Genomic DNA, 14,444 nt, shown 5'->3' with positions numbered 1-14,444 from the left:
TTCTATATGGCGGACTTTACTGCGACCAGATACCGCGGGCGATTGGTGTAATCGTTACGCACATGCACCTGTTCGAAGCCGTTGATCCGCGCGAATGCGGTAAGGCGGTCGCCCTGCGAGATATCGTGCTCCATGACGAACAGGGCCTGCGCCCTGAGCAGTCTGGACGCGCGCCGGATAATACGCTCGGGAATCAACGTGCCGTCGGCGCTGCCGCCATATAGTGCAAGTTCCGGATCATGATCCCGTACCTCAGGCTGATCCGGTATGTTGTTCTGCGGTACATACGGCGGATTGGTGATGACCATGTCGATGCTGCCGTCAAGCTTCGCCAGGGTGGTCGCATTGGTGGCATCGCCGATCTCCAATTCGTAATTGGATGCGAGTGCCGGCCAACGGCGCATGGTGGCCGCAATGTTCCTGCGCGTCCATGCCGCGGCCTGCTGGTTGATCTCCACACCCCACACATGGCTGCCCGGCACTTCGGTGACAATGGACAGGCCGATGGCGCCGGACCCTGCACACAGATCGACCACGCGCGGATTGTACAACCCGTTTCGGGTGATCCAGTCGATGCCCTCCTGTGCTACAAGCTCGGTTTCCTGACGGGGAATGAACACCCCGGGGCCGACTTCGAGGTCGAGATAGCGAAATGGCGCGTGACCCACAATATATTGCAACGGTTCGCGGTTCGCGCGTCTGGCAAGCATCGCGCCAAAACGCTCGGCATCATAATCGATCGGATCGCCCATGAGCATGGCCTTGTCCACATCGCTCAGTTCGCATCCCGCCGCTTCGGCAAGCAGCAGTTTCACGTCATGCTCCGGAGTGTCAACGCCCGCTTCGCGCAGCGTGGCGATTGCCTTGCCGATGGTTTCGTCCATTATTGCGCTCTGCTCCTTTTCCCCTACGTTGATATGTTTGCTGTTCTGTACGACGAAACGGCCGCCTCCGCCCATTTAGGGGTCGGAGACGGCCATATGCTTACTGCTGGTGCGCCAGCCGATCGGCCTCGTCTGCTTGGATGTCGGAATCGATTACGGCCTGCAGGTCGCCGTCGAGCACCGCGTCCAGGTTGTAGGCCTTGTAGTTCGTGCGATGGTCGACGATGCGGTTCTCCGGGAAGTTATAGGTGCGGATTCGTTCGGAACGGTCGAGGGAACGCACCTGCGAATGACGCATATCGGCGGCCTCTGCGGCTTCCTGCTCGTGCTTCATGGCCAGCAGCCTGGACTTGAGCACACGCAATGCGGCGGCACGGTTCTGGATCTGGGATTTTTCATCCTGCATGCTCACCACGATGCCGGTCGGGATATGCGTCATGCGTACAGCCGAATACGTGGTGTTCACGGACTGGCCGCCCGGGCCGGAGCTCATGAAGATATCGATCTTCAGGTCCTTGGGATCGATGTCGATCTCGTCGTTGTCATCGTCGGCTTCGGGGAACACGATGACGCCCGCTGCGGAAGTCTGGATGCGCCCCTGGGATTCGGTGACGGGGACACGCTGCACGCGATGCACGCCGCCTTCGTATTTCAACGACGCCCACACGCCATCTTCCGGAGCCGGGGTCCCCTTGGCGCGAATGGCGACCTGCACATCCTTGACACCGCCAAGCTCGGTGGTGTTCTCGGACTGCACGCTGACGGTCCAGCCGCGTTTTTCGGCATATCGGGTGTACATGCGCAGCAGATCGCCTGCGAACAACGCGGCCTCTTCGCCGCCGGTACCGGCTTTGATCTCCATAATCGTATCGCGCGCATCGTCCGGATCGCGTGGAATAAGCGCTGTACGCAGCTTCTCCTCCACGTCGGGCAGTTCGCTTTCAAGCCTCTTGGCCTCGGCTGCGAAATCCGGATCCTCGGACGCCATTTCACGAGCCGCTTCAAGATCGTTCTTCACGGCAAGATACGCCTTGTATGCGGTGACGATGCTACCGAGCTCGGCATGACGACGGCCGAGCTTGCGCATCTTGTTCGGATCGGTCACCACTTCGGGGCTGGCCATCTGTTCTTCAAGCGATTGATATTCCTTCAGCGCAGCCTGTGCCGCGGGGAACTGTTCGTCTGCCATGTGCTTCCTTGATGATTATGTTGATTCGGTATGCATGCTGCGACATACTGCGACTTGCCGCGACCGCAACGGGTCTGAGCATACAAAAACGCCAGCCCTGCTCGGCCGTCGCCGCATATGCATGCGGACGGACCGGGAACGGGCTGGCGTTCGATAAGCTACTTGCTCTTCTTGCCGTAGCGCTTCTCGAAACGAGCAACGCGGCCACCGGTATCGAGAATCTTCTGCTTGCCGGTGTAGAAGGGGTGGCACTTCGCGCACACGTCGACCGTCATGTGGTCGCCCTTGGCGGTGGAACGGGTGACGAAGGTGTTGCCGCACGAGCACAGGACTTCGACGGCATGGTAATCGGGATGGATACCCTGCTTCATAGTGTCTCCTAGGGAATTCAGGTGACCCGGGTCGCCTCGCCCCGTTGGCGGGCGTGAACCGGAACCTTCGAAAGTGTAGGCGAAGGCTGGGACACCGGCGGCGGCGGAGGCGCTGACCGCCGGAGTGCCGATGATCCGCTATGGCAGCGAGCGCAGCACCGCAACGTTGGAGAGCATGGTGGAGTCTTCGCTGATGAGGGCGTTCGCCGATCTGAAGCTTGCGCCAATCGCCGACCTGACGTTCAACCTGTCTACCGGACCGCACACAAGCACGCCGGCAAGCCACATGACGGCAAGGTGTTGAATATACAAAAAGACCCACTGGAACCAGTGGGTCTTATGCGTGCCCTCGCTGGGACTTGAACCCAGGACAAACACCTTATAAGGGTGCTGCTCTAACCGACTGAGCTACGAGGGCAACAGAGGAAGTATATCCCACCCACGGAATATTGCCATCGCCCATAGCGGGATCGTCATGGCAATACGCCAGCAAATCGTTATTTATAAGTTTATAAATAATGCGCTATCCCATTAATCAGTTCAATGGACGATATACCCATACAGCATGTCTCGCCACAGCCATTTCACCGATGATTCGAACGCGAGTATGCGCCTCTTCGCAGTCATATCGTTATCTAACCTGTTGTTAATAGGAACCCAACCTTGGTATAGCATATCGCACGCCTCCCTTTTATCAGGGCTTCCGCCTTACACTGCAATACGCTTTCCACCTATTCGAACCCGTATCGCCACACCGAAATGGCAACAGAATCGCCGGTGTTCCATGTCATTTTTGTTGTTTTTAACGAGACTTTCGCTATGACGGCTTGTCAGTAATCGCCGATACCCTGTTGCATGGAGGAAGAAAGCTCTTCATATCATTCGGCTTTCCACAATTCACGACTGGAATACCCGTGCCTCCGTTATTGAAGTTCCATGTCGCGCGAAGACACATGTCGCGCGAAGACAGGAGAAAGAGATGAGAAACAGGGCAATCGTATGCCTTGGCGCAATCGTCGCCTGTGCAACGGCTCTTGCCGGAATCCCGGCCACCGCCATGGCCGACGACTCCACCAACCTGACGCCCCAATACACCTACAATTCCCAGAACAGCAACGGTATGACCTTCGAAAAGGTCAGCCATGCCGATCAGGGCCTGAGCCAAGCCGACGGCGTAGTCGACTACACTGGCAACGGCACCATCGCCCCCTACACCTCCGGATTGAGCACCGCCGGCAATGGCGACCGCGGCCAGTCCTACAGCTACGCCGCCGCATCCTACGGCGACTGGGTGTACATCGGCACCATGTACGGCGGCCTTGGCGTGCAGGCCATTCTGAGCCGTGACATGACCAGCCTTGGCATGACCGCCGAACAGGCCACCGCGCTCATCCAGACCATGTATGCGGGCAACATGTACCTTGGCGAGCCCGACGGCAAGAGCGCCGGCGGCATGCTGTTCAAGTTCAACGTGAAGACCGGCGAGACCAAGATCCTCATGTCCAAGAGTGCCGGCATCGACGGCGGCCGCGGCGTGATCCCGACCTTCCGCAGCGCCTTCACGATGAACGGCAAGCTGTACTTCGAAGGCATGGTCATGGACACCAGCAACAAGGAGCTCACCCCGCAGGAGATCCAGGCCGCCATGGCCTACCAGAACGGCTTCCCCTGCATCTATGAGGTCGATCCGGCCAACGGCGACAAACTCACCAAGGTGTACGACAGCGTCGACGTCAACGGCTTCCGCTCCCTGGTCAAGGGCAACGTGTTCACCTCCACCCGCGCCATCGGCTCCTTCGGCGATACGCTGATCGCCGGCGACCTCAAGCCGACCGCGGACGGCAAGGGCCAGGCCCTGCTCGTGGCATCCAAGACCCCGTCCAACCCGAAGTCCTACAAGGTGATCGCCGACATGGCGAGCTTCGACAACCTGCCCGCCATTCACCGCCAGGACGTCAATGGCGGCGGCGGCATCTACCAGGTGCAGGAGTTCAACGGCAAGCTGTACGTGGTGGTCTGCACCGGCGACACCAGCACCCTGAACGAGAAGACCGGCACCATGCGTTCCTTCGCCATCTATGTGGGCGAGAACAAGGGCGATACCACGAACAAGGCCGATTGGACCTGGCGCCCGCTCGTGGGCGACACCGCCAAGGGCGCTAAATACTACTACGGTCTCGACAAGAGCCGTGTAAGCGCCGGCGCCTGCACCCTGCAGGTCTACGGCAACCACCTGTACATCGGCGACTACAACGACGTGTCCAGCGCGCTGCAGGGCTTCGTCACCAAGAGCAACTTCGTGACCCAGGCCACCAACCTCGAACAGTCCGTCAACCTGTACCGCATGGACAAGAACGAGAACGTCGAAATGCTGGTGGGCGACGCCAACAGCACCTTCCCGAAGGGCGGCTCCACCGGACTGGGCAGCGGCTACGACAACCACATGAACCAGTACACCTGGCAGACCACCGTCCATGAGGGCAAGATGTACCTGTCCACCATGAACACCACCACCCTGCTGGAGCCGATCGCCCAGTTCACCAACGGCGACATCCTCAACATGAGCGAGAAGGACTGGAACAACACCGTGCACTACCTGCGCGTGTTCCTGCGCCTGCTGTGGGGCACCGGGTCGACCGATCCGGCCTCCGCCATCACTGCGCAGAGCGCCGACCGGAACGCCACGGTATCCGCCCAGGCCATGCCGTCCACCGACGATCCCGAGGCACTGGTCGAATGGGCTCGCACCGAGGCCGGCAAGGACGCCTCCGCCGCCCAGCCGCAGACCGCCGACGCCAAGTCGGTCACCGACGCCAAGCCGATCAGCCTGACCGCCGCTCAGACCAAGGAACTGGTCGACGGCATCAAGGACGGCAGCATCGTGCCGGGCAGCCTGGCGGCATCCGCTTCCTCCGACGAGGCTTCGCAGCTCTTCGACATCAACAACGAGCTGGACGCTCTCGGCTCCCAGCTTGCCGACAAGGGCTCTGCCGACTTCGCCAACAACTACGGTGAGGTCGTGGACGCGTTCCAGGGCATTGACGACATCATCCCCGACAAGTTCAAGGGCTTGTACGAGACAATCGTCAAACTGACCAGCAAGGCCAATCTCAAGGCCTACGCCAAGTCCCTGCCGTACCTGTCCAAGTCCAAGCGCGGCTTCAACCTGTTCGAGATCACCGACCGTTCCGCCACGAACGAAGGCGTGACCGTCGGCACCGTCACCGATGAGGGCTTCGGCGACCCGTTCAACCACGGCCTGCGCATCTTCTGCGACACCGACGACTACATGGTGGTCGGCACCGCGAACCCGTTCTACGGCACCCAGCTGTGGCGCGTGCGCGATACGCAGTACGCCGTGAACGTCTCCGCCACCGAGGGCGGATCCGCCTCCGCAAACGTCGAACGCGCGGCCAAGGGCGACAAGGTCACGCTGACCGCCACCGCGGACCAGGGCTACCACTTCAAGGAGTGGAAGGTGCTCAAGGGCGGCGTCTCCGTTGAGGACAACGCCTTCGCCATGCCCGATGGCAGCGTGTCCGTCCAGGCCGTATTCGAAGCGGATGCGCCGGTCGAACCGTCGAACCCGGGCACGAACACGAAGCCCGCCGCCAACAAGGCCAACGACAAGACCAAGCAGGGTTCCACCGCGAACACCGGTGCGTCGGTTGCGGCCATCGTGATCGCCGGCATTGCCGCCCTGCTGCTCGGCGCAGCGATCATGCTGAAGAAAAAGCAGGCGTGACGCCAGGCGGTGAGGCCGCCTTCAATCCGCAATAGTGGAACGAAGGGGTCTCGCCACCGCCCACACCGGGCTAGCCGATACGGCTGATACATGAGAAGGCCGCTGCCCTTACGGGCAGCGGCCTTCCTGTCTCTTCTCTTTACTGCCATACGCCCGCCCCAACGCTTACGCATGTTCCGGACACAGTCCCTTGACCTCCCTTTGTATTTCAATCCGTCTCGTTTTGCCCCAGTTCATCATGAATAACGACTTCCCATGAAGAACGACTCCCGTCGGCACAGCCGAAATCCATGCAAAACACACGAACGGATGGAGAACCAGCGGGAATCGTTGCGATGAGTTCGCGACGAGCAGATCATCGCCCAGCATGTACCGGGTGCCGATGTCCTCACAGATCGGGTCATTGGGGAATCAAGCACTACGACGGCATGGACGAGCAAGGAATCCGCCTACGCCAATACCTACGAATAAACGTTTCCGGACAACCGGCATGACCTGCGCACCCCAGAATGGAATCCGGATTCCAAGGCATGCAGACCGAGAACGTGCACAATCTGGTTGCGGTGGTGTACTTCGGCGTGGAGCATCTTCGTGCCGTCAATGAACATTACGGACGCAGAATCGCTAACACCGTGCTGCGATCCGTGAGCATGCGTCTGAGCCGGCTGATGCCGGAAAACGCTACGCTCTCACGTGTCAGCGGCGCGGAATTCGCCATGATCATCACCAATGTGACGTCCACCGACGACGTGGAGGAATTGACCGTGCGCATGCGCAATCTCGCCAGGCCTTCGTGAACGCACATGACTGAACAGCGAAAGCATTCCACGCAAACCCGATGATTGCGCGAATCGCACGTAAGCCGTCACGGATTCACAAAGAACCGTTTTTCGTTCGCGGGTATCACGCCCTGTCGGCGATGAATGCCAGCGGATTGTCGATGAACCTGCGCAGTCCGACCTCCGCGGCACCATACAGCGCTGGATGGTCGGCAACAGGCGGCATGGACACGCTCACCTGCATATCCGAAGCGCCCAGCACCTGCTCCTGCAGACGGGACTCAAGCAGCTCATAGAACGATTGGCCGAAATTGATCCACCAACCGCCCAGCAGTACGGTATCGACGTCAGCCAGGTTCACCGCCGAGGCGATGGCCGAAACCAACGCATCGATGCCACGTTCAACGGCCTTCACCGCCTGCGCGTCATCGGCATGCCACGCATCCAGCAACCTATCCAACGCTGCGACACTGGCGGCATTGTTGCCGCTTGCCACACCAGACGCCTCCACCAGCGCACGGCGACCGGCATATGCTTCCAGGCAGCCCTTTCTTCCGCACCGGCACACCGGACCATCCAACGAGACCGAGGTGTGACCGATTTCGCCGGCGAACCCGTGAGATCCTGTCACTACCTCGCCGTCACGCACAATGGCTCCGCCGATGCCGATATCGCAGGACAGATAAATAAAGGAGTCAGTGCAGTCCACGGCATCGAGGAAATCCGCACGGGCGCATGCATAGCCGGGGATCTGCGCGATAGCCGCCATCTTTGCCTCATTGCCGAAATGCACGTCGCAGCGACGCATAACCTCGAACTGCATCAGGTCGACATTTTCCCAACCAAGATTGCGTGCCATAAGCAGTTGCTTCTTGGACGTGACCAAGCCAGGCAGCGCACAAGCGACACCGGCAACAGTGCACCCCTTGCGCTTGAGCTGGCGCTCCATAGCCGTGACCATGGTGTCAAGTCTGTCGAACACATCCTCCGGGGCAACGCCGCTCATATCGGCATCCACCCACTCGTACGCGAGCGTATCGCGATTGATATCCAGCGCCACACAGCCGTATCCGTCAGTATTAACCTGCATGCCGATGCCGCACATCTTGCCGCCAGCCAGCGCGAGCGGCGTGGACGGACGCCCATAGCTGGACGAGTTCTGCGGCTCGCCTTCCTTGACGATGCCAGCTTCAATCAGCAGCGACACCAGCAACGACATCGTTGCCTTGGTCAAACCGGTCTCCTTGGCGAGAGCGGCCCGGCTCATCGGCGTGGAGGCGCGCAATAGCGTGTCGATCACCACGGAAAGATTGTGATTGCGTAGATCATCCTGATTGATTCTGCGAAGAGATGTCATAGCTAGTCCCGTCCCTGCCCTGTTCCTACGCTGCCATATCGCATAAATTCCCCGAAGCGACGTTCCGGAGCCTTTCCTGATGCTACACTACTATAATATAGTTTATTCGTCTAACTATTAGCCGTGCGCCATCGACGAGCGGCATATGCAAGGAGGCAACACAACCCATGGCAAAGACTCTGGTGGCTGGCGTCGACACCTCGACGCAGTCCTGCAAGGTACGCGTAACAGACGCCGAAACCGGCGAATTGGTGCGTTTCGGCCAAGCCAAGCACCCGAACGGCACGTCCATCGACCCCGCATACTGGTGGGATGCGTTCCAAGAGGCCGCGCAGCAGGCAGGCGGACTGGACGACGTATCCGCACTGGCCGTGGGCGGCCAACAGCACGGCATGGTGATTCTCGACGGCCAAGGCAACGTGATTCGCGACGCCATGCTGTGGAACGACACCAGCTCCGCCCCGCAGGCTGCCGCTCTGATCGAGAAGCTCGGCGCCGCTCCGGCACAGAACGGCGAACCGGAAGACCCGATCGCACGCGGCAAGCAGCGCTGGGTCAAGGCCGTGGGATCCTCCCCCGTCGCCTCCTATACGCTGACCAAGGTGGCATGGGTCGCCGAAAACGAACCCGAAAACGCCAAGAAGATCGCAGCAATCTGCCTGCCACACGACTGGCTGAGCTGGCGCATCGCCGGCTACGGGCCAGTTGCCGAAGGCGAGGACGCCCATCTCGACGCCCTGTTCACCGACCGCTCCGACGCATCCGGCACCATCTACTACGACGCCGCCCGTAACGAATACCGTCGTGATCTGATCGCCATGGTGCTCGAAGCCGCCGAAGGCGCCGAAGCGGCGCAAGCACATGCCGACGCCATTGTGCTACCCACTGTACTGGGCCCGCGAGAGGCGGCACCGGTCAAAGCCGATCCGGCCATCGCCGGCAAGAGCGTCGAGGGGGGCTGCGCACTCGCACCGGGCGGCGGCGACAACGCCATGGCCTCGCTGGGCCTGGGCATGAGCGTCGGCGACGTTTCCGTGTCCCTCGGCACCTCCGGCGTGGCCGCGGCCATCTCCGAGAATCCGACCTATGATCTGACGGGCGCCGTGTCCGGCTTCGCCGATTGCACCGGCCACTATCTGCCGCTCGCCTGCACCATCAACGGCTCGCGCATCCTCGACGCCGGACGCGCCGCGCTTGGCGTCGATTACGACGAACTGGCCAAGCTGGCCTTCGCCTCGAAGCCGGGAGCGGGCGGCATCACGCTGGTGCCGTATTTCGACGGCGAGCGCACCCCGAACCGTCCGGACGCCACCGCCACGCTGTCCGGCCTAACCCTGGCCAACACCACACGCGAGAATCTGGCCCGCGCCTTCGTCGAGGGCCTGTTGTGCTCCCAACGCGACTGTCTGGAGCTTATTCGCTCCCTGGGCACGCAGATCAAGCGCATCCTGCTCATCGGCGGCGGCGCGAAGTCCGAGGCGATCCGCACGCTGGCGCCGAGCATCTTCGGCATGGACGTGACCCGTCCGACCACCGATGAGTATGTGGCCATCGGTGCCGCACGCCAAGCGGCCTGGGTGCTTTCCGGCGAGACTGAGCCTCCGGCATGGAAGCTCACCATCGACGGCAGGGAAACCGGCGAGCCGACCGAGGCCGTGTATGAGGCCTACGCCAAGGCCCGCGGCTAAGCTATTCGCTGCAGGAATATAGGGCCGGGAAGCTCCTTAGCGACGGAGCTTCCCGGCCCTATACTGATTCAGAGCTATACTCTTAACAACCGGGTGACAACATGAACGACAGCTTCCATACGAGGCTTTACGCACTCACCTGCATCGCTTGCATCGCATGACTGGTGCAATCGGTCTCATCCAACCTCAAAGACGGCACACTGGCAACGGCGCCAAGTGTCACGTATCCACCGCCGCACACCATGAAATCCTTGTTGAGGAACGTACCACGGCCGATGGTCAATCCGATGCCGTAGTCGACGTTGAACGGCGGAGTGAACTGCATGCCCTCCCCGCATCGGGAACGAGCTCGTGGAACAGGCGGTAAGCCTCGTCCGGATCGTCGAAGAAGATGCGGACGATCTGGCGCAGGTACGCATGGCCTCGCCAGTGAATTTCGGCAGCGACTTCGATTTGCGGTATTGCATCGACTTGCCGGCGAACAGCCTGGTCGGATCCTCGTCGGACGCGATCAGCGCCTTCGTCTCCTTCGCCGCGAAATTCGTCCAATACCGAATCATGACACGAGACAAATCGTAACGCGCCAACGGGAAGGCTTGGCATAGGGGATGCCACGAAACACGGTAATTACAAAGTCCGCATCGGAGAAGCCATCGACGAGTCCTTATCGAAGCGCGACCTGCCTACGCATGAATCCCCTTATCATCGTCCGTGGGCAATGTCAGGCGGAACGGCGGGATCAGCATGCCGTCGCCGTCGCAGATGAGTCCGGATTCCGGATTGTTGCTCCACGCGTACCGCACCTCATCCGGCCTGCGCGCCGTCATGCGCGCCACGATATCACAGCCGTCCAGCCATGCCTCGGCCCGCACAGATGTGGCGCAGTCGCGCCATAAAAATTCGATTTCCTGGGGAGCGTCACCGTCCAACGTCATCAGCCGGCGGCGCTCCGATCGGATCCGTTCGTCCGAGCGACTCCGCCATGCACAGTGCATCCGCAACAGATCTCCGCAGACCTCGATGGTTTCCACGGCCGGTTGAGGCTGAGCCTGGCGACCGTATACCAAATCCATCGCGGCATTGAACACGCGATCCGCGACGAGCTTCTTGTCATACGGATGCAGATCGTTGCCCTCGCCGGCGTCAAGCGTCACCACCGTAGCAACGTTTTCAAGTTCGTTCGCGACGTTCCACTCCTGTTCGCGGACGAGCGGCCAGCCTCCATCCTCGATGGCGTCGATGTCGAATTTTGGAAGCTGGACGATCAGAAACGGCATATCCGGCTGATGCCATTTGACGCGCCACAATTGAATCATGGCCTTCAGCTCGTCACCATATTGCATGGCGCGATCGCCGGTATTCGATTCGCCCTGATACCACAGCACGGCCCGCACCGCATATGGAAAACACGGGGCGAGCATGGCATTGTACAGGCCGGTCGGCTTCCATCTGACGAAATCCTCGAATGGGCAATCGCGGTCAGCTTCGGCGGTCACGGCATACTGCCAAATGCCGGACAGGTCGAAGATATCGTCTCCGATGGTCAGTGTCATCCGTTTGCCGGGCGTCACACGGCCGCCGGGCCGTTCAACGACCAGACGTATGCGGATTTCGTTCGCGCCGGCGCGCAACACGCCGGCTGCGACCGGATAGTCCCGCGGCTCATACACATTGCTTCGCCCACCGACCAACACACCATTGACCCACGTATGGTCGGCATCATTCATGGTGCCCAGGCGCAGTAGGGCGGGCTTCCCCGCATCCGACGGAGGCAGGAACACGGTTTTTCTCATGGTAATCTCGCCGCGGAAACCGGCAAGTCCGCGATCCTTGTACCATCCCGGCAGGCGTATGTCATGCCATGCCACGTCGCGCGGCTCGATGTTCTTGGATTCCGGACAATCCCACGCAATCAATGGCAGCCATTCATGGTGGGCATCGGCCACAGCCTCGTATCCAAGCTCCTGATACCACCGGTCCCGTTCGGCAACGGAATCGCGGCTTTTCTTCGACGCCACGCCATCGCCAAGATACGGCTCAAGGTCAGCGAGCGCTTCGGGGAACGCCCGCAATGCGTCGGCATCCATCCAGGATTCAATCGGCGATCCGCCCAATGAAACGTTCAACAGGCCGACGGGCACATTCAGCCACCGACGGATCCTGCGTCCGAAGAAATAGGCGAGCGCGGAGAAATCTCCAAGGGTTTCCGCATCGCACCCCTGCCAGAACGCATGGTCATGATCGCTGCGGGGACCGTTGAAGTCACAATCGGGAATCGCTTTGTATTGCCGCAGCAATGGGTCAGGCTCACGATCCCACTCCAGCGGATAGTCCGCACGCACCCAAGCCATGGGCAGTTCCATGTTCGACTGTCCCGAACACAGAAACACTTCTCCCGCATAGCATTGGCGCGAGATACATTCGGTTCCGTCCTCATAACGCACCGTCAAATCGTACGGTCCGCCTGCTGTGATCGGACCGTACGGCACGCTCCATGAGCCGTCGTCCCCCACCCGTGTAGTCCGGTCCTTGCCATCGAGGCGTACCAGCACGCCGCGCCCGGGGTCGCCGGTGCCCCAGATATGTATGGTCGCACCGGCCTGCAGCACGCAACCGTCGTCAAGCAGTTTCGGCAATCGCAAGACCATTCTCGTCCGCTCCTCATTGCCCATAGAATTCAATGCCGTCGAGTATGCCGGCTGACGACGGATGCTCTGTCGTCAGCCGGCACTGTCTACTGGTTATCGGAAAGCTCCCGATAGTCGAAGTAGTCGAATTCAGCCTGCTCGTCGTAGCCGGACAGATCGACGCAGGCAAGTCCCACGAACGCACCGGTGAAGAAGCCGCCGTAACGTTGGTTCACGTAATCGTCGGACAGGATCTTCGCATCGAGCTTGACCGGAATCTCGGTGAAATGTTCTCCGTCAAAGGAATATTCGTAGGAATAGTATTCCGTGCGGACCTTGGTGCGCAGCCATACCGCCTCAGCCTCTTCGGGCACTACGATGGCGTCATCCTTGAGGAACGACGTATATTGGTTGAAATCGTTCTGAGCCACTTCGATGACCCTTGCATGTCGTTTCTCATCCCAAGTGACAAACGCCCATGACCAGCATAGGTCATCGTAATAGTTGGTCAGGCCTGCCATCTGCATGTAATTCTTCGGACTGAAACACACCTTGGTTTCGGCGTCGAAATCAAATGCCTGCCAGCGACGAGCCACAAGAGACAAGTCAAACAGGTTGCACAGCGAGCCCTGACCACGCAATGCCAGTTTGCCGCCACCCACCGTGCCCATGGCGTCGGTGAACGGAACGCGTAGAGTGTTCCAATTCGGCCCGAGCTCGCCGGAATCGAACTCATCATGTTCGTCACGCGTCGCGGGGGCCACAGTCTCGATGGCATCTTTCGGAGCATCAACGTAACGCTGTCCGCCGTGACCTCCGACCACGCGCGGCCAACCGTCCTCATCCCATTCGACTTTCTGGATGGAGGTCTCGCGTCCGAGTGTGCACCATCCGCGGGTGCCATGGGCCGGTTCGGTATCATGACGCCACGGACGACCGCATAGGGAGGCGTAATACCACTCGCCGGACGGGGTGTCCACCAACGCTCCATGGCCCTGCTTCTGCAAATAGGTGTCAGGAGTGTCGAAGTTACCGATGAACGGGCCATTCGGCATAACTTCGAAGGAGTATTCGTCAAGGGTACGGGAACGCGCCACAGATTCCTGATGTTCATACACCGTGCCGCCTTCTGCGGCAAACAGGTAGTACCAACCATCCTTCTTGTATAGGTGGGGACCTTCGGTGATCTTCACCGAAGTGCCATCCCAGATGGTGCGGGCCGTTTCTGGCTTGAGCTTCATGGTGTCGACGTCGAATTCCGTCAATGTGATGCCGTCGAACTGGTGGTGGTATTCACGGAAATCCCATGTCTGCTGCACCAAGTATTTGCGGCCGTCGTCGTCATGGAACAGGCTGGCGTCAAAACCGACCCCGTTGATGCGAACCGGCTCGCTCCATGGCCCATGGATGTCCTCGGCGGTGACCAAATAATTAGTGCAATCCTTGAATGCACCATTGACCACCTTGACATCAGTGTAGATCAACCAGAATTTGTTATCCGCATAGCTTAGGTCAGGAGCCCAGATGCCTCCCGAAGAGGGGTTTCCTCTCATATCAAGCTGGCTGGACCGGCTCAACGGGCTTGGAAGAATGTTCCAATGCACCAGGTCCTTGGACTCATGTAGGCGAACGCCTGGGAACCATTCGAAAGTGGAATTGGCAATGTAATAAGTGTCACCGACGCGAATCATTGAAGGATCGGCATGAAAACCGGTGAGCACCGGGTTGGAAATCTTCATAATGTACCTCTTGCATAAGAGATGAAGCCCGGAAGACGGAAAGGAACATCTTCCGGGCGTGGATT

10 protein-coding genes, 1 tRNA gene and 1 pseudogene are annotated in these 14,444 nt (G+C 59.9%); 4 read left to right on the top strand and 8 right to left on the bottom strand.

All coding sequences use genetic code 11. The features are described from left to right. Nucleotides 1-2: 2 nt before the first annotated feature. The 3 genes from prmC to rpmE form a co-directional block, all read right to left on the bottom strand. Nucleotides 3-884: a peptide chain release factor N(5)-glutamine methyltransferase gene (gene prmC, locus BBAG_RS01815; protein ID WP_033509210.1), complete on the bottom strand. Its 882-nt coding sequence runs from the start codon at nt 882-884 to the stop codon at nt 3-5. 100 nt (nt 885-984) lie between these two features. Beyond that, nucleotides 985-2,073 (bottom strand): peptide chain release factor 1, encoded by a 1,089-nt coding sequence (prfA, locus tag BBAG_RS01810; RefSeq protein ID WP_003827755.1) that lies wholly within the window; start codon nt 2,071-2,073, stop codon nt 985-987. A gap of 158 nt (nt 2,074-2,231) precedes the next feature. After that, nucleotides 2,232-2,444 (bottom strand): 50S ribosomal protein L31, encoded by a 213-nt coding sequence (rpmE, locus tag BBAG_RS01805; protein WP_003827752.1) that lies wholly within the window; start codon nt 2,442-2,444, stop codon nt 2,232-2,234. Between the two features lie 124 nt (nt 2,445-2,568). Here rpmE and BBAG_RS08260 point away from each other — a divergent pair, with 124 nt between their 5' ends. Continuing rightward, nucleotides 2,569-2,748: a hypothetical protein gene (locus BBAG_RS08260; protein WP_081443794.1), complete on the top strand. Its 180-nt coding sequence runs from the start codon at nt 2,569-2,571 to the stop codon at nt 2,746-2,748. A 40-nt stretch (nt 2,749-2,788) separates the two neighbouring features. Here BBAG_RS08260 and BBAG_RS01795 read toward each other — a convergent pair. Then, nucleotides 2,789-2,862, bottom strand: a tRNA-Ile gene (locus tag BBAG_RS01795). Between the two features lie 561 nt (nt 2,863-3,423). On the opposite strand from BBAG_RS01795, the gene BBAG_RS01790 reads away from it, so the two are divergent. Together BBAG_RS01790 and BBAG_RS01785 are read left to right on the top strand one after the other, a co-directional pair. Next, on the top strand, nt 3,424-6,189 hold the full coding sequence (locus tag BBAG_RS01790) for an InlB B-repeat-containing protein (RefSeq protein WP_003827746.1): 2,766 nt from the start codon (nt 3,424-3,426) through the stop codon (nt 6,187-6,189). A 509-nt stretch (nt 6,190-6,698) separates the two neighbouring features. After that, the gene (locus BBAG_RS01785; protein ID WP_003827745.1) at nt 6,699-6,986 is read left to right on the top strand and encodes a diguanylate cyclase domain-containing protein; all 288 of its coding nucleotides are present in this window, start codon (nt 6,699-6,701) and stop codon (nt 6,984-6,986) included. 106 nt (nt 6,987-7,092) lie between these two features. Here BBAG_RS01785 and BBAG_RS01780 read toward each other — a convergent pair whose 3' ends face one another. Further along, nucleotides 7,093-8,325, bottom strand: coding sequence for an ROK family transcriptional regulator (locus BBAG_RS01780; RefSeq protein WP_003827744.1), 1,233 nt, complete (start codon nt 8,323-8,325; stop codon nt 7,093-7,095). A gap of 167 nt (nt 8,326-8,492) precedes the next feature. Between BBAG_RS01780 and BBAG_RS01775 the strand changes: the two genes are divergently transcribed. Continuing rightward, nucleotides 8,493-10,013, top strand: a complete 1,521-nt coding sequence (locus tag BBAG_RS01775) for a xylulokinase (protein ID WP_003827743.1) — start codon at nt 8,493-8,495, stop codon at nt 10,011-10,013. Between the two features lie 211 nt (nt 10,014-10,224). On the opposite strand, the pseudogene BBAG_RS01770 reads toward BBAG_RS01775, so the two are convergent. The 3 genes and pseudogenes from BBAG_RS01770 to BBAG_RS01760 form a co-directional block, all read right to left on the bottom strand. Then, nucleotides 10,225-10,573: pseudogene (locus BBAG_RS01770) on the bottom strand (sugar O-acetyltransferase); the annotation flags it as partial. Between the two features lie 123 nt (nt 10,574-10,696). After that, the gene (locus tag BBAG_RS01765) at nt 10,697-12,661 is read right to left on the bottom strand and encodes a sialate O-acetylesterase (RefSeq protein ID WP_231855880.1); all 1,965 of its coding nucleotides are present in this window, start codon (nt 12,659-12,661) and stop codon (nt 10,697-10,699) included. Nucleotides 12,662-12,747: 86 nt separating this feature from the next. Next, a complete protein-coding gene (locus BBAG_RS01760) occupies nt 12,748-14,379 on the bottom strand; it encodes a glycoside hydrolase family 43 protein (protein ID WP_003827740.1) in 1,632 nt (543 codons plus the stop codon). Nucleotides 14,380-14,444 lie beyond the last annotated feature (65 nt).

Source organism: Bifidobacterium angulatum DSM 20098 = JCM 7096 (assembly GCF_001025155.1).
GTDB classification, from domain to species: Bacteria; Actinomycetota; Actinomycetes; order Actinomycetales; family Bifidobacteriaceae; genus Bifidobacterium; species Bifidobacterium angulatum.
Note: the sequence above shows the minus strand (reverse complement) of the source record. Positions and strands in the feature narration are given on the sequence as shown.